Origin of the sequence: Congregibacter variabilis, from assembly GCF_045689235.1 — a bacterium.
GTDB classification, from domain to species: domain Bacteria; phylum Pseudomonadota; class Gammaproteobacteria; order Pseudomonadales; family Halieaceae; genus Congregibacter; species Congregibacter variabilis.
This window is the reverse complement of record NZ_CP136864.1, coordinates 554,710-571,154: the sequence shown is the minus strand read 5'-3', so window position 1 is coordinate 571,154 and position 16,445 is coordinate 554,710. Positions and strand designations below refer to the sequence as shown.

Annotated in this window: 12 protein-coding genes; 4 read left to right on the top strand and 8 right to left on the bottom strand. The window is 54.2% G+C overall.

Annotated features, from left to right (window positions below; all coding sequences use genetic code 11):
• From R0135_RS02605 to R0135_RS02595, 3 genes are read left to right on the top strand one after another with little or no spacing between them, the layout of a single operon-like run.
• Positions 1-1,113 carry a cupin domain-containing protein gene (locus R0135_RS02605; RefSeq protein ID WP_407348708.1) on the top strand — a complete coding sequence of 371 codons (1,113 nt, stop codon included), beginning with the start codon at positions 1-3 and terminating at the stop codon, positions 1,111-1,113.
• Positions 1,106-2,029 (top strand): GNAT family N-acetyltransferase, encoded by a 924-nt coding sequence (locus R0135_RS02600; protein WP_407348707.1) that lies wholly within the window; start codon positions 1,106-1,108, stop codon positions 2,027-2,029. Before R0135_RS02605 ends, R0135_RS02600 begins: the two co-directional genes overlap by 8 nt.
• 51 nt (positions 2,030-2,080) lie before the next feature.
• A complete protein-coding gene (locus tag R0135_RS02595) occupies positions 2,081-3,787 on the top strand; it encodes a DUF885 family protein (protein WP_407348706.1) in 1,707 nt (568 codons plus the stop codon).
• A gap of 408 nt (positions 3,788-4,195) precedes the next feature.
• Here R0135_RS02595 and R0135_RS02590 read toward each other — a convergent pair whose 3' ends face one another.
• From R0135_RS02590 to R0135_RS02560, 7 genes are all read right to left on the bottom strand, one after another.
• Entirely contained in the window at positions 4,196-5,236 is a 1,041-nt protein-coding gene (locus R0135_RS02590; protein WP_407348705.1) for a choice-of-anchor R domain-containing protein, read from the bottom strand.
• A 98-nt stretch (positions 5,237-5,334) separates the two neighbouring features.
• The gene (locus R0135_RS02585; RefSeq protein WP_407348704.1) at positions 5,335-5,637 is read right to left on the bottom strand and encodes a Rieske (2Fe-2S) protein; all 303 of its coding nucleotides are present in this window, start codon (positions 5,635-5,637) and stop codon (positions 5,335-5,337) included.
• A gap of 2 nt (positions 5,638-5,639) precedes the next feature.
• On the bottom strand, positions 5,640-6,608 hold the full coding sequence (gene meaB, locus R0135_RS02580; RefSeq protein ID WP_407348703.1) for a methylmalonyl Co-A mutase-associated GTPase MeaB: 969 nt from the start codon (positions 6,606-6,608) through the stop codon (positions 5,640-5,642).
• A gap of 5 nt (positions 6,609-6,613) precedes the next feature.
• Positions 6,614-8,767, bottom strand: coding sequence for a methylmalonyl-CoA mutase (scpA, locus tag R0135_RS02575; protein ID WP_407348702.1), 2,154 nt, complete (start codon positions 8,765-8,767; stop codon positions 6,614-6,616).
• 9 nt (positions 8,768-8,776) lie between these two features.
• Complete coding sequence (gene mce, locus R0135_RS02570) at positions 8,777-9,187, bottom strand: methylmalonyl-CoA epimerase (protein WP_407348701.1); 411 nt, start codon at positions 9,185-9,187, stop codon at positions 8,777-8,779.
• A gap of 37 nt (positions 9,188-9,224) precedes the next feature.
• Positions 9,225-12,032 carry a biotin/lipoyl-containing protein gene (locus tag R0135_RS02565; RefSeq protein ID WP_407348700.1) on the bottom strand — a complete coding sequence of 936 codons (2,808 nt, stop codon included), beginning with the start codon at positions 12,030-12,032 and terminating at the stop codon, positions 9,225-9,227.
• A gap of 30 nt (positions 12,033-12,062) precedes the next feature.
• Positions 12,063-13,814 carry an acyl-CoA carboxylase subunit beta gene (locus tag R0135_RS02560; RefSeq protein WP_407348699.1) on the bottom strand — a complete coding sequence of 584 codons (1,752 nt, stop codon included), beginning with the start codon at positions 13,812-13,814 and terminating at the stop codon, positions 12,063-12,065.
• 239 nt (positions 13,815-14,053) lie between these two features.
• Here R0135_RS02560 and pabB point away from each other — a divergent pair, with 239 nt between their 5' ends.
• The gene (pabB, locus tag R0135_RS02555; RefSeq protein WP_407348698.1) at positions 14,054-15,436 is read left to right on the top strand and encodes an aminodeoxychorismate synthase component I; all 1,383 of its coding nucleotides are present in this window, start codon (positions 14,054-14,056) and stop codon (positions 15,434-15,436) included.
• Positions 15,437-15,443: 7 nt separating this feature from the next.
• On the opposite strand, the gene cysB is transcribed toward pabB, so the two are convergent.
• Positions 15,444-16,418 carry an HTH-type transcriptional regulator CysB gene (gene cysB, locus R0135_RS02550; RefSeq protein WP_407348697.1) on the bottom strand — a complete coding sequence of 325 codons (975 nt, stop codon included), beginning with the start codon at positions 16,416-16,418 and terminating at the stop codon, positions 15,444-15,446.
• Between the last annotated feature and the right edge of the window lie 27 nt (positions 16,419-16,445).

Here is a 16,445-nt window from a genome sequence, read left to right as displayed (position 1 = left end):
GTGCAGGACTATCGTCTGAAACTGGATATTGACAGCTTCCTTAGCAGGCACTGGCAAAGGCAACATTTATTTTTACCCGGTGGATTTCAAGAGTTCGCTGTGCCTGCAGATGGTGACGAGCTTGCGGGACTCGCCATGGAGGAAGGCCTGGATTGCAGAATAGTCTTCGCCCAGGGACAACACTGGCATCAGGAGCGAGGCCCGTTCACCCAAGACAGCTACCAACGCAGGGGCGGCTGGACTTTGCTGGTACAGGGCGTCGATCAACATTGGGATGAGGCGGCCGCACTGCTCAGTGCCGTGCGCTTCCTACCTGATTGGCGTCTCGACGACATCATGATGAGCTATGCCACCGACGGCGGCAGTGCGGGCCCACACTACGACAATTACGATGTGTTCATTATTCAGGGTGAAGGTCAGCGCCGTTGGCAAGTTGGAGGCCTGTGCGATGCCTCCAGCGCACTCATGGATAACACAGACCTGCGGCTTTTGGCGGACTTTGAGCCCACGAGCGAGTACCTCATGAATACCGGGGACGTGCTTTACATTCCACCAGGCATTGCGCATTACGGCATCAGTGTCGGCGAATCCACTAGCTTTTCCATTGGCTTTCGGGCTCCGCGCAAGAGCGACCTCCTGGCCCGCTGGGCAGACAATCTTCTTGGCACCATGGAAGACGACGCGCTTTTTAGCGACCCGAACCGAGAGCCCGCGTCGCGCAGTGGTGAGATCACCGCAGCTGATCTAAACCGGGCCCGGGCACAATTGCTTCAGGTATTCGATGACAAAGACCCTCGCTGGTTTGGTGAGGCGATCACCGACAGCGCGCCGGTCTTGCAAAACACTGGCGATGCAGAAGCGACGATAGAGGAGCAAGGAAATTGGATAGCCAGAGCGCCGGGGAGTCGTCTGGCATGGCATATTAGTGATGATGAGCTTTTGGTGTTTGCACATGGCAACACGCATATCGCACCGCTGGCGTTGCAGAGCATATTGGAAACCCTGTGTGATCATCAGGACGTGGAGGTAAGCCACGCGATGCACACACATGACGCTGCCGAGGGGCTTTTGAGCTGGCTGTTTGATGAGGGGGCAATCATCTTTTATGACTGAGCACAGCGACTTACTCATTCGGCAGGCGCAGTGGCCAGAAGACTCATCAGAACTTGAGCGCCTGCGCAGCGCTGTATTTGTTTTGGAGCAAGGCGTCCCTAGAGACATCGAATGGGATGGTCGTGATGCCGAGGCTCAACATGTGATTGCAGAGCTCGCTGGCGCGGCAGTCGGCTGTGGCCGATTGCTTCCCGACGGACGTATCGGGCGACTCGCGGTACTGGCTCAGTACCGAGGGCAAGGTATTGGCGCAAAACTCCTCACTGCCATTGTGGAAATTGCAAGGCAGCGTGGCCAACAGACGCTCTATCTGCATGCGCAGGCCAAGGCAGTGAGCTTTTACCAGCGAGCGGGATTTACCGTGCGTGGAGAACCTTTTGACGAGGCTGGGATTTTGCATTTGGACATGCACAGCACATTGGACTATCGCGACTGGGATGAGCCAGTAACACAGCTACGCTATCCCCAGCCCTTCGCAGAACTTGTGATTGCCCAAGCAACGCTTGCGCGACGAGAGCTGCGTATTTTAAGCCCACGACTCGACCCGCGGGTATTTGACAACGAAGATCTTGAATCTGCGATACGTTCGTTTTTGCGCGGCGGTAGTTTGTGCAATGTACAAATTCTGGTTCAGGATGCCCGCGCCATTGTTCAGCGGGGACATCGCTTGCTCGCTTTGAGTCGCCGTCTTCCCAGTCGCGTAGAAATACGAAGGCTGGCAGAGCATCCCCAATGGAATGGCGAAACCCTGGTAATGCGCGATCGCGGCAGCTTACTGGAAATGCCCGGCACCGATACCGACTATGGCTTTTATCGACCTAAGGATCGTGCCAGGACCGAAGCAGCTATCAATCACTTTGCGGAGCTCTGGCGCCTGGGACATGTGGATCCGGAGTTTCGTGCCCTTTCCATCTAATGCGTCGACGACGAATCCTCCAAAAGACAATCTTAAAAGGGCAATCCAAGCGTGAATTCCATCAAGACAATTAACGACCGCTACCTGCAAATGCTCGCAGCAGATCCCAACGCCTGCGTTGAACTGGGTCTTGAGAAAAATCTTGATCAATTACCTGATCCATCGCTGAAAGAGCTAGCGCGGACCGAGCAACAGGCCAGCGAGCTCCACAAGGAGGCGACGCTGCTGGCCGGCGATGTGACGGACTTTCATCAGCAACTGGATATGCAGCTAATCGCACTGAGCGCAGCTCAGCAGTCTCTGCATTGCGCACTACGCTTTAATGGCAAGCTGCAGGCGCAGCAGTTACCCGATGCCGGTGACGAGATAAGTGCCGGCATATTTTACCTGGTGACCAATGATCCGCGGCCCGCAGAAGCACGCCTGGAGAATATTCTCGCCAGGTTGCGTCACGTGCCAACTTATCTGCAAAAAATGCTCGCACGCCTGGACACCCCCGTAGCCCGATGGGTGGACATCGATCTTGAAACGGTCGCTGGTCTACCCGACTTTTTCGAAACCATTCTCGCCTGGGCAGACGAAGAAGGCTTTTCGCGCCGCGATGAGCTTGAAGCGGCGATCAAGCAGGCTAATGCGGCGATGACTGAATATGCAACAAGCCTTTCAGCAATGCCCACAACAAATGCTTTTTCGATTGGTGCCGAGCAAGCTCAGGCTCTGGTTTCAAGCAAAGGTATTGAACTAACGCTGGCAGAAATCCATCAAATAGCCTGTGATTTTGTGACACGAACCCAGCGACAAATCGAAGAACTGCGCGGGGTTTTAGTGGCAAGACATGGGCTTGCGGCGAGCACCACGGCCAGTGAGCTGCAAGAGTTCCTGGAGCGCGAGCATGCCGTGGAGGTAACAGAGAATAATCTGGGGCAAGTCATTGAACGCTATCAAAACATCTCAACAGAGCTGGAGATTTTTGTAAAAGAGCGCGCCCTGTTTCCAATCCCTGATCAACAAACAATGAAAATCATGCAAACGCCCGCATTTATGGCACCGATGATACCTGCCGGCGCCATGATGCCGCCGCCTGCTATGCGAACCGGCATACGCACCAGCATGGTGTATCTCACCCTTAGTCCAGAGCTCCTTAAAGAGCATACGGAGCTTGGAATACCGCTGATGATGGTGCATGAAGGCATTCCCGGGCATCACCTGCAGCTTTCTACGGCTGCCATGCATTCTTCGGTAATTCGCAGAACCTTTTCTGCGAACGAGCATGCCGAAGGCTGGACTACGATGCTTGAAGATTACATGCTTGATCAAAATCTCATGGGCGATCTCACTGACGAAGCGCGCTTCGTTACAAAGCTGGATCTGAGTCGTATTGGTGCAAGAGTAGCCATCGACCTGTACTTTATGACCGGTGATACCCGCTATCTCGATATCGGCTACGAGCTTGAGTTCGACGGCGATGACCCCTTCGCCAATGCGGCAAAGCTACTTATTGCTGCTACCGGATTTTCCGCTGGCCGAGCCGAGGCTGAGCTCAATTGGTATTCTCAGGAACGCGCATACCCACTCAGTTATCTCGTAGGCAACCATTTGGTATGGCAGTTGAAGAGTGACTTTCAGCGAGCCACCGCAGAAACAATGACACCCGATGAACAAGATCGCGGGTTTCACCGCATATACCTTGAGTCAGGCAATATGCCGGTGGCATATCTTAGGAAGGTGTTTGAGCACGAGCTTCAGGACCCCTTATGAACGAGCAGACCATGACAGCCTGATGGGACTGCGCTAGTAACGGTCCAGTATTTCTATGGGTAGCGCTCTATTGACCCACAGCTTTGATCCTGTCTTGTGCTGCATCCTCTAAGCTTTGTTCAAGTGACTCCGCTTTATTCATGGGCTCTTGATAGCTCTCGGGGAGAACCCCCCTGTCCGAACCCCCACCTGAAGCGCTTAGCAATACCCAGGCGATCGCCCCAAGCGCTAGAACCATACCGAGAAGTCGCATCGCACATCCTTAAGTTTATGGAAACACAAATACTACACCGGAATCACGACCGCACGGCGATCTGCGTACACCGCCATAAGCGAGGATAGATTGGACTCACACCAACCTCGTACGATCAAGCGTACCGTGCCGACTAACTACCCCCATCAGGGCAGTCACTTTGCGCGCAAGCCCTTGGAACGGAGCCTTAAGCGCCCAACAGAAATCAGTAGCACGATCAGACCTAAAACAGTCGTCATTGTAATAGGTAGCGGTACGGCTCTCGGCACTGCGAAAGGGGGTAGCACTGTTACGGGGTCATCACTCTGGCCTGCCAAAGGCAAGCCATAGGTCGCCACCGGATCATTCGTTGCCGGGATGATCAGCGTGCCCGTGGTCAAGCCTCCATGATCAGGGGTAAATATCACTTCCACGGTACAGCTTGCCTCTGGCGTTAATGTTGTGGACGAGCAATTGTCGTTAGCCAATGCAAATCGAGCACCCACCGTGAGCAGCCCCAGGGGCTGATCGACCGAGCCATCATTTTCAATGGTGACCAACACCGGTGAGCTGCTGGAGCCCGCTACTACAAGGCCAAAATCCACAGACAAGGGCGACGCAGTGAGACTGAAGTTTGGAGAAAGTGCAAGCTGCTCCGCCACAAATTGAACCTTGGGAAAGAAGCGTCGAACAATTGGACCGCCACAGTTCCAACTAATGGTGACAAAATCATTGGCCCGAGTTCCCACGCATTTGTTCACCAGATTCGCACTGTCATCACCGGTGGTATCGGTACCGAATTGATATATCGGCGCTGGCGCGGCATCCGTACCATTACCGTCGATGGTATCCAGCTGTATTTGCGAGCCTCCATTTCGGATTCCCAATACCAAAAAATACGAAGTGTTAGGCAGCAGGCTAAGCGACCCCGTATAGGAGCTTAAGCCGGAAGGTGCGCTGGGCCCTGCAAGCGTCGCCACTACGTTAGCCGGCTGCGCGAAGGCATCAACGCCCCAAATCTCTACAAAGAATAGTCCCGGCCCAAAGAGGGTCGTGGCCGTGAGCATCACGCCGTCAAATTCCGTGTAGGACCCATCGGTGACAAATGGAATGGCGATTAGCTCACTTACGCCCAGCCGTTGAACCACGCCCGAAGAAACTTGGTTGAAGTTGCTCAGCACCTGCGTCCCCAGGGCGTGGGAACCGGCAGAACTCATGCAACAGCACAACAAAAAAACACGCGTTAACAGACAACTACGTCGCGCGGCAAAAAGCCTCACATTTGTTAAGTTGATCCTCGTAAACGGCTCTCCCATCATTCTTCAATCCCAACGCTATTACCCTCATATGCTAGCTTATACACGCCAAGCCCTCCACAGGCGCCACCGCTCGGCCGACCATCTCGTGTAGAAAATTGCATGAGATGTTTGGGGCAAGTAAGAAGTTCGCCCTCTACTTTGGCCTGGTCCAACACCTGGCCGGCATGAGGGCAATGACGATCGATGAGGTGCAGTTCGCCGTTTTCCTGAAGTAGCAACAGTTGGCGCCCCTGAAAAGCCACAATCTTGCGATACCCATCGTGGAGGTTCATCAGTTTCTCAAGTTGCCGATACGCCATAGCTAGCTTTTATCCAATAGCTCAATCACTCGCCGTGCAGCCACGTAGGGCGTCATACGCTGCGCTTCGACCTCGGACTCCAGCAGCGGAAGCTCCCGGGTCACCGCGTCGCTGTCTTTCAGGCGCTGCAGGAGCATTGCCTGCACCAACTGCTGCATCCATTCCCGATTCTGCGTAGCGCGCTGTCGTTCAAAAAAACCACTTTCTCGCGTCGCATCAACGTAGGACTGGATAGTCGTCCACACCTCTTCCAAACCCGTTTTTGCGAGCGCCGAGCAGCGCATGACCACGGGGGTCCAATGTGCATCGTTGCGCAGCAGGCTAAACGCCGATTGATACTGAGACTGAGTAACCGCTGCGATGCGCTCACCGTCTCCATCTGACTTGTTGATCACCATGGCGTCAGCGAGCTCGACAATGCCTTTCTTGATACCTTGAAGCTCATCGCCTCCGCCGGGAAGCATCAACAGCATAAAAAAGTCCACCATGCCGGCAACCTGAAATTCGGACTGCCCTACCCCCACAGTTTCTACAATAATTACGTCGTACCCCGCAGCTTCACACAGCAACATAGTTTCCCGCGTTTTTTGTGCAACACCTCCGAGCGTTCCCCCAGAGGGTGTGGGTCGAATAAACACGTTTTCTTCTCGCGACAGCTGTTCCATGCGGGTCTTGTCACCCATGATGGAGCCACCGGCGACGGGAGAACTGGGATCAACTGCTAGCACAGCAACCCTGTGACCGGCTGCGAGGAGCAGTTGGCCGAAGGACTCAATAAATGTGGATTTACCCACCCCTGGGACGCCGCTGATGCCGATACGAACGCTATTGCCCGTGTGCGGCAACAGTTTCTCTAGAAGCTCCTGCGCCTGCTCTCGATGCGCCGGCAGTGAACTCTCAGTGAGCGTTATCGCCTTAGCCAGCGCACGACGGTTTCCTGTTCGAACGCTGTGAGCATCAATTTGCGACACCTGAGTCAGCCGCTGACCGAGTTAACAGCCTCAAGGACTTCGCGTGCGGCCTCAGGAATAGCGGTACCGGGACCAAATATGCAGCGCACGCCGGCTTCTTTTAAAGCTGGATAGTCCTGCTCAGGAATCACACCTCCGGCAATCACGACAATCTCGCTCGCCCCTAATTTATCCAACTCGGCTATCAATTGTGGAACGAGGGTCTTGTGCCCTGCAGCCAAACTGGATGCACCAACACAATGAACATCGTTTTCTACTGCCTGCCTGGCAACTTCTGCCGGGGTAGAAAACATCGGGGACAAGTCGACATCAAAACCCACGTCAGCAAAAGCTGTGGCGACTACTTTCGCACCCCGGTCGTGTCCGTCCTGGCCCATCTTGCAAACCAGCATTCGCGGCCTGCGGCCATGGCGTTCTACAAACTTATCGATATCAGCACTGATCATTTGCCAGCCCTCGTCATTCTCAAACGCTGCGCCGTACACACCCGATACTGTTTGGGCTTGTGCCGTGAAGCGCCCAAACTCTGCTTCCATCGCGTCAGAAATTTCGCCAACGGTAGCGCGTAATCGCACGGCATCAATAGCCAGTGCCAGCAGATTACCCTCAGCTCCCCCAGCACACGCTGTAATCTTGGACAAAATGCTATCAACCGCTGCCTGATCGCGGCTCCCGCGGATTTTGTTCAAGCGGTCGATCTGTGATTCACGAACAGCAGCGTTATCAATATCAAGAATGTCGATAGGATCATCTTCAGGCGGTGGATACTTATTAACCCCGACGATGACATCCTCGCCACGATCGATGCGGGCTTGTTTGCGTGCAGCTGCCTCCTCTATGCGCAACTTAGGCATACCGGTTTCGATGGCCTTGGCCATTCCACCAGCCTCTTCGACCTCGGCAATTAGCTCTCGTGCTTTGTCCGCAATCTCCTGGGTGAGCGACTCCATCATGTAAGAGCCGCCCCAGGGGTCGACAACCTTGGTAATGCCGGTCTCTTCCTGAAGGATCAACTGCGTGTTGCGGGCGATACGTGCAGCAAACTCAGAAGGCAAAGCAATAGCTTCATCCAAGGCGTTGGTATGCAGCGACTGCGTACCCCCAAAAACCGCTGCCATGGCTTCGATAGTCGTGCGAACAACGTTGTTATAAGGGTCCTGCGCAGTTAGCGACCAACCGGAAGTCTGACTGTGCGTACGCAACATGGAACTCTTGGGGTTTTGCGGCGAAAACTCCGCAACGATATCGTTCCAGAGCATCCGTGCCGCTCGCATTTTCGCAATTTCCATATAAAAGTTCATGCTCACGCCCCAGAAGAACGACAGGCGTGGCGCGAACTCATCGATGTCGAGACCCGCAGCGATCGCGGTGCGAATGTACTCTTTGCCATCCGCCAAGGTGTACGCCAGCTCCAAAGCCGCATTCGCTCCTGCTTCCTGAATGTGATAGCCGGAAATAGAGATCGTATTGAACCGCGGCATGTTCTTGGAGCAATAAGCGATGATGTCACCGATGATTCGCATGCTCGGCGCTGGCGGATAGATATAGGTATTGCGAACCATGAACTCTTTGAGAATATCGTTCTGTATTGTGCCGGCCAGCTGTTCCTGGGCCACGCCCTGCTCTTCTGCAGCGACGATGTAACCCGCTAAAACAGGCAATACGGCGCCGTTCATGGTCATAGAGACCGACACCTTATCCAGAGGGATCTCATCAAAGAGTATTTTCATATCTTCGATGGAATCGATCGCCACTCCCGCTTTACCTACGTCACCGGTCACACGCTCGTGGTCAGAGTCGTATCCTCGATGTGTGGCCAGATCAAATGCCACGGAGATCCCCTGCCCGCCCGCCGCAAGAGCTTTACGGTAGAACGCGTTGGACTCTTCCGCTGTGCTGAACCCGGCATATTGGCGAATGGTCCATGGACGTCCGGCATACATCGTGGCCTGAGGGCCGCGCACATAGGGCGCCATACCGGGCAGCGTGTCGGCGTGCTCAAGGCCATCAAGGTCCGCCGCAGTGTAAAGCGGCTTCACCGGTATTCCCTCGGGCGTGTCCCAAATCAAATCCTTGGGGCTTCGTCCCTTCATCTGCTTTGTTGCCAAGGCATCCCAGGCAGCAAGGTCCTCGGCTGAAGCTTTATTACTGTCGTTCATGACTCGCTCTCAGTGCTCGTCGGTGGGCTGACTGAGTTCGACGAGAACCCCATCGCAGCTTCGCGGGTGAATAAAAATGGTTAAGGAGTTGTGCGCTCCCGGGGCAGGTGCATCAGCAAGAAACTCATAGCCCTTCTTTCGAAGCCTCTCCACATCGGCGTGAATGTCGTCGGAACGAAAACACAGGTGATGCAGGCCCCCGCCGCGCTTTTCGAGGTATTTCGCAATAGGCCCCTCGCCATTCAAGGGATGCACCAACTCTATGTTTGTGGGCGGCAGAGGAATGAAGGCAGTAGATGTTTTTGCCGCCTCAACATCATCGCGGCCATCAAACGGGAGACCAAAGTCCTCGCAAAAACGCTTAATCGCTTTTTCTAAATCGGGTACAGCTACGGCTATGTGGTCCAGCGCGGTAATCATGATGTGCTACTCCTGGTGTCGGCCAACTCAGATAAATCTAGAGCTGAGCGAGATAACGGGCGGTTGCCGTGCGGCGGCGCTCGGCGATTTCTTCAGGCGATTCAATGATGATCTTTTCGTCCGGAGTAATCCGAAATACAGCTTGCCCCTTGCTGATAATCATGCCGTCTCCTTCCACCAAAACCTCTTCTACAGTACCTGCAAAGGGCGCATAGACCTTGTTGAACATCTTCATGACTTCAACGATATACAATGGATCACCCGCTTCAAAGTGGTCGCCCTTCTGCACGTAGAGCTCTGATTCCGGGGTTTCCCTTCCGTAAAACATGCCGCCACTGCCAGCGATGATTTCATCGGACTTGGCAAGCGGTGGAGGCACGAGCACTTTGGCCATGGCTGTCTGCAGATCTGAATCATTCAAACGCTCGGGGATGTTAATGGTCAGGTCATCATTCACGCACAGGGAGAAAAACCCTGTGGCCTCGGCGATAGCCGGAAGAATGCTCATAATTGAGCAGCCCGACTGATAACCACGATGCGCGGCCTGCACTGCAGCCCACTCCTGCTGAGTGAGAGCCACGCCCTGTGGAGGAGCGGCTTCGTCCAGCTGAGTCTGCATGGCCAGCCAGTCTTCTGCGGGCAACAGGTCATCCAGCTTGGTGTAGAACGCCTGGGCATCTTTCAGAATGTGATGGTCATGTGACCAGATCATTCCCGCCGCTGGCGCGCCCGGGAGATAATCCATATTCAGAAAGTGATAAAGATCTGCGAGCAATTCCATGGGATTATCGTTCCAGCTAACACGCCCATTAATCATGGTGTAGCTATCTCGATGAACGCTGAGCCAACCGCTCAATAGATGGGGCTGCTCCAGTAACACACCCAGCGGCCTCAACAGGAGTGTATGCTTGAGGTCCAGCGCAGAAGCTAAAGATGCCTCCGGGGCCCCGGGGACCGCAGCTATTTCCAACGCACTCACCTGCTGCCAGGCATGTTCAAGATCAATGTTCAGTGCTTCTCTCTTTAACTCCCCCACTGCCGTAAGGTAGGGAACAATGAACCGCGTGGTTGGCCGCGCATTAATGTTCTGCCCCAAAAACCAGTTCACGAGGCCGTAGTGAAACTCAAGATTGGTAGCCAGGTCTTTGCCGCGCATTTGCGTTTGGCGAATTGTCTCAGCCATGCGCTGGTAGCAATCAAGCCGGGTATCGCCAACGGTCAAAAGCAAGGCAATGTTCGAATCATAAGCCCCGGCCAAGGTGTACTTCATGAATACATCGGTATCGGGGTTATGCAGACTAATACCCTGATCGTCGCGGATCTCACCATCAATCGCATCCGACCAATACTCAATTACGCCACCGGCACTGGGCTGAAGCGCCTGGTTCGTGGCATTTAGGCGGGCTTCGACACTATCGTTATGTCGCGGTACACGATGAGGCATTGGCAGCTTTGGACCATGCGCCGCCAAAAGCACCATGGCCTCGACCAGAGACTCGACCACAAAGTGATCTTCCGAATTTTCGGGGTTAGCAAAACGCAGGGCATAACATAGCTCGGTCACCCTGTGCTCTACCTGAATGCGAGTATTCATTTCCATAAAGAAATGCTTGTCGCGATCTACGATGCACTCAAAGGTCGATACGGAATCCAGCCCCACTGCCTCGCCAAATCGTGCAGCCTCATCCTCCATCTGCGAGAGCGTACGAATATCCTGCTCCAGCACCGCCGCCTCAATGCTATTGCCTTGTGCCTCGGCCTCGGCGAGCGATAGTGCCAGTGAATCGAGTGTCACGGACACCTCGAGCAACTTTTGTTCGTGCATCTGCAAGGAGCAGTCTCGACCACCCAGACTCATACTCCAGATTCCGTTGCCGATAACCTGGATTTCCTGATGGCGCGTGGTTTCGATATTAAGTTCAACCAGTACGTTCTTATTGTCTCCAACGCCGGTTGTCTTCACTTCATTGAGGATTTCGCGAACCATCTCGCCCGCGCGATGCGATTCACCGATCCCCAAAATACGCTGCCCTTTACCGCCACCGCCGCTGATCGCTTTGAGTCGCACCCGGTTACTGGGGTACTCATCACTCATGCGCAGAACGGCTTCGGTAATGGTTTGACTGAGTTCTTCGACGGTATACAGGTCGACGCCTTTTGCGTAGCTCGCCGCGAGGACCTGATCAGCAGCAGTCTCCAACTCTGGATCCAAAGCTGCCGGATCAAGCGGCAGCCCCTCACGCTGAATCAAGGCGGCCAAAGCATCGTGATCGGGATGGCGTTTGATCAATGTCAGCGCCGTAGCGTTATCAATACCCGGGGTTACGGAAACTCCAGTCTTTAATGCGGTGCGCTTGGCTTCATCCTTAAGGCCTGCGTCATGCACAGTACGCGAGCAGGGTCCAATAAAATTCAGCCCGGCGGATTCCATGGCTGCCACCATGGTTTCGTCTTCGGCCATGAAGCCGTAGCCGGCAAAGATGGAGTTGTATCCATTGTCTTTGGCGATGCCGATTATCTGCTCGATCCTCTGATCGCGCTCCTCTTTGTTCGCGCCCGTGTAATCTGGCACGCGATGAATACGCTCAGGGTCTGGCATAACACGCAGCTCTGGCGCCAGGGCATTCTGGTACACGATGGAGTCTTTTTCAGAGAGTAAAATTCCGATGTGCTGGATACCCATCTCTCGAAAAACGTCAATCGCTTCTTTGCGAATAGGGCCACGACAGATAATAAGTGGTCGCATATGCGAGCAATCAAATTGACTCACCCAGGCGCTGCTCTGCCGACCAAGTCTTCGGTCACGGTGTATCAAAGGATTTTTTAAATAGTGTTCGTTAGACACGATAACGGGTCCTTAGCAAATGAGTTTGAATCAATGAAATTCCCGCTGTACACCTTCCATTGGTGCTGGCTCGTAGTTTCGAAGACAAAATTCCATGTGCTGGGCAAGCACCTGCCGTAAATCGGACGGCATCACAATTTGCGAGATCGATCCGAGGCTCAGGGCCTCATTCGGGTTCATGAGCTCGCGCTCATAGCGCTGCGCCAACAGCTGCTCCTCGGACTTGACCCACCCGTCAACCAGAACCTTTGCGGCACTGGCTGCTTCTGTCTCACTCAGTCCCGCAGCTTGCTGGGCCTGTGTTTCCTTGGTAAGACGGTTACGCGCCTCTGCTCGCAACTTTTTAAGCTCATCTTTATAAACGTACTCAACACCCGCTGGCCCCATTACCGCAACCCGGGTTGTTGGCAATGCGACCACAAAGTCTGCACCGGTTGCATAGTTGTTGTAAGAGGCATAAGCACCTCCAAAGGCATTTCGCACCAGCACCAAAAATCGCGGTGTACGCAGGTCCACGATCGCATCCAGCATCGCACGACCCGCTTGCACAATACCCCGGGACTCTTGCTCACGCCCGGGTAGGAACCCCGTAGTGTCCTCAAGAAAAACAATGGGGATGTTGTACAAATTACAAAAGCGGATAAAACGGGCGTTCTTATAGGCTGCACCTATATCAATCTGACCTGAGGCTACCGCGGAGTTATTGGCAACAAAGCCAATCACATTGCCACCCATGCGCCCCAGCGCCGTTATGGTGTTACGCGAACGTTCAGCCTGCACCTCCAGAAAATCACCGTGATCGCAAAGCTGTTGAATCAAAACTGTAATGTCGATAGGCGTATTAAATCCCGTCGGCGAGTTAAAGGCCTTTTTCAAAAGAACATCAATATCCCAGGTCTTACGGGTAATAGGGTCAGACGACGGCTGATGAGGTGCTGCCACCCCGTTATGACTCGGTAAATAGTTGAGAAGCTCACGAACCTTACGAAGCGCCGCAACTTCATCCGGGACCACAAAGTCTGTGACTCCTGTCTGGCTGTGAACGCCGGGACCACCGAGCTCATCAGGCGTGACGTCTTCTCCAAGTACCGACTTCACAACGCCCGGGCCGGTGAGACCAAAGAACGTGTCATTGGGCTGGATGAGAAAACTGCCCTGTCGCGGCAAGTAGGAACCGCCGCCGGCATTAAAACCAAACATGCACATAATGCTGGGAACGATTCCGCTAATCTTCCGCAATGCCGTAAAAGCATCGGCGTATCCATCAAGTCCCCCGACACCGGCTGGGATGTACGCTCCCGCCGAATCATTAAGGCCTACCAACGGTATCTTTTGCTTGGCAGCGAGCTCGAACAATCGCGCCAGTTTCTCGCCATTGGTCGCATCCATAGAGCCTGCGCGGACGGTAAAGTCGTGGCCGTAGATCGCGACATCCCGGCCTCCTACGCGAATCAGCGCAGTTACCAGAGATGCTCCATCCAGATTCGGGCCCCAATTCTGGTAGAGCACCCGCGGGGGCTCATCAGCAAGACAGTCAATGCGTTCCCACACTGTCATGCGCTTCTTCAGGTGCTGACGCTGTATACTTCGCACGCCCGCCGCAGTGTGCGGTAGGAGCTGCAAAGCCGCACCGGCTTTCATGGTTTCTTCGAACAGACCCGGCGCGCTGTGAATTTGCCCGGGCACTTCGAACTGCTGCTCCTGCGCCGCCGCAAAAGGGTTACCTAGCGTGGCATAAAGGGCATCTGGGTCTTTGGCATTGTCCTGCGATGGATCACTCATAAATACGAACAACTCTCTTGCGAAATGTTTGTTTTCTATGGGTTTTCTATTAACTTTTTATTTACTTATTGCCTGCCCGACGGGCCTCGGCCAAGAGACGCGTTGCTACCGACTGCGTATCAACGCATTGCGTAGCAGCCGCAAAAAAGCGGTGGCTCAGGTTAGTTCTCAGCCCACTGAAAGTCAATTTAAACAAGAGCTTATGCCAACTATCGGCATGAGGTATGAGCTACCAGAACATGACAGTTAGGGCTTCAAAAATCTCGCATGAGGCACTGCCGCTGCCCTACTTTGACAACCCCTGCGCTGTGTATCGGCGCCTGCGGCACCTAGGGCAGGCCGTACTCCTGGACAGCGGCAGCGACTCGGCACGGGCGCGCTTTGATATCGTCGCAGCCCAGGCCGACAGCTCAAGAAGCGTTTACCTTGCGGCCGACACGGGCGAAGAGGAGCTTGGCAATGCACTGCAACGCTGGCAGGCCATAGCCGAAGATCAGATCACCAATGACTCGGGCGTTGGCGCCCTACCGTTCTACGGGGGTTACATTGGCCATATCAGTTACGAACTAGGCCGGCGCCTGCAAAGCTTGCCCGCGACAAGAGACGCTACGCTCCCCATTGTCGTGGCTCACTATTATCCCTGGGCAATCGTGCAAGATCGAAAAGAGCAGCGGAGCTGGCTGGTGGGCGAAACAGTCACGATAAACGCCGTGCGAGCGGACCTGGAAAGTCTTTTAAGTCCACGTCTGGCCCCGCCAGCGCCTTCACGTTTTCAGTTACTGCAAAAATTTGCGCATCGCTGGTCCTTATCGGACTACCGCAACCGATTCGAGAGGGTAAAAGACTACATCGCGGCGGGGGATTGCTATCAAATCAACATTGGGCAACCCTTTACAGCCCCCTTTGCTGGAGACCTGTTCGGCGCCTATGAGACCCTTCGCTCTATCGCCAAAGCTCCGTTCAGTGGATTCTTTCCTCTCAACGAAGACCAATCTCTGCTGTGTTTATCACCCGAGCGGTTTTTAACCGTAGACCAGGGGGCCGTAGAGACTCGTCCTATCAAAGGGACTCGCCCGAGGCATAAAGATCCACAACAGGATGAACTCGCAGCCCAGGCGCTTATAGCATCGGACAAGGAGCGAGCTGAAAACCTGATGATTGTGGACCTGCTGCGCAACGACCTGGGTCGATTTTGCGAACCCGGAAGCGTTCGGGCACAGGAGATGTTTGCACTGGAAAGCTATTCAACAGTTCATCACCTGGTCAGCGTAGTTACTGCCCGTCTATCCCCAAAATACAGTGTGCTGGATCTCTTGCTGGGCTGTATGCCCGGGGGCTCAATTACCGGAGCCCCCAAACATCGCGCCATGCAAATCATTGATGAACTTGAACCCGCCGCGAGACAGGCATGGTGTGGCAGCCTATTCTACCTCTCTCGTCATGGACGACTCGACAGTAACATTGCTATCCGCACTTTGTTTAACGAGGGCACGCAGCTGCATTGCTGGGCCGGCGGCGGGCTTGTCTATGATTCGCAGCTGGAGGCTGAATATCAGGAACAGTCAGACAAAGTGGGCGCTTTTCTTCGGGGCCTGGAAGCTGTGAGCAAGCTCACCCAATGACAGCCCCCTAGTACTCGGGTAGCTCAAGATCACCAAAGAGCTCATCGAGTTCCGATCGGGTTTTGCGCTGAAAAGCATCGGTCACCAAATCACGCGTTAGATGCGGCGCAAAATCGGAAATAAAGTCATACATATAACCGCGAAGGAATGTGCCTTTGCGACACCCGATGCTGGTAACACTGCTCGCGAACAGGTGCCTGGCATCAAGCGCCACCAAATCGTCATCAATCTCTTCGTTATGCGCCATGTCTGCAACGATCCCAATTCCAAGCCCAAGACGCACGTAAGTCTTGATCACGTCTGCGTCTGCGGCGGTAAACACCACTCTGGGCGTCAATCCTGCGCTAACAAAGGCATCATCAAGACGTGATCGACCGGTAAACCCGAACACATAGGTCACAATCGGATGCGCAGCTACATCCTCGAGGGTCAGCTTGGAGACTTGGGCTAATGCGTGATCTCTGGGCACAATCACGCAACGATTCCAGCGATAACAAGGCATCATGATCAGATCGCTAAACAACTCCATCGCCTCCGTCGCGATGGCAAAATCCACTGTTCCATCTGCAGCCATTTCCGAAATCTGCATGGGCGTGCCCTGATTCATGTGCAGAGACACATCGGGATACTTGCCAATAAAGCTACTGATAACGTCCGGAAGGACATAGCGCGCCTGGGTATGCGTCGTAGCAATGGACAATGCGCCGCGCTTTTCGTCGGAGTATTCCTGCGCGACGTGCTTAATGCTTTCGACCTTGCGCAAGACCTCGCCAGCCGTCTCCAGAATCACCTGGCCCGCAGGGGTTACATGAGTTAGATGCTTACCACTTCGAGAAAAGATCTCAACGCCCAGTTCATCCTCTAAAAGACGTATCTGCTTACTGATACCAGGCTGTGAGGTAAAGAGGCTTTGAGCGGTTGCCGATACGTTGAGGTCGTGATGTGCGACCTCCCAGATGTAACGGAGTTGCTGAAGCTTCATGGCGTGGGTGCCTCGTACGTCGGAAAA

Bases quoted from the DNA above. Each gene is read 5' to 3' on its own strand.
- cysB (WP_407348697.1), bottom strand. From the start codon at position 16,418: ATGAAGCTTCAGCAACTCCGTTACATCTGGGAGGTCGCACATCACGAC.
- pabB (WP_407348698.1), top strand. From the start codon at position 14,054: ATGACAGTTAGGGCTTCAAAAATCTCGCATGAGGCACTGCCGCTGCCC.
- mce (WP_407348701.1), bottom strand. From the start codon at position 9,187: ATGATTACCGCGCTGGACCACATAGCCGTAGCTGTACCCGATTTAGAA.
- R0135_RS02590 (WP_407348705.1), bottom strand. From the start codon at position 5,236: ATGAGTTCTGCCGGTTCCCACGCCCTGGGGACGCAGGTGCTGAGCAAC.
- R0135_RS02560 (WP_407348699.1), bottom strand. From the start codon at position 13,814: ATGAGTGATCCATCGCAGGACAATGCCAAAGACCCAGATGCCCTTTAT.
- R0135_RS02600 (WP_407348707.1), top strand. From the start codon at position 1,106: ATGACTGAGCACAGCGACTTACTCATTCGGCAGGCGCAGTGGCCAGAA.
- R0135_RS02585 (WP_407348704.1), bottom strand. From the start codon at position 5,637: ATGGCGTATCGGCAACTTGAGAAACTGATGAACCTCCACGATGGGTAT.
- scpA (WP_407348702.1), bottom strand. From the start codon at position 8,767: ATGAACGACAGTAATAAAGCTTCAGCCGAGGACCTTGCTGCCTGGGAT.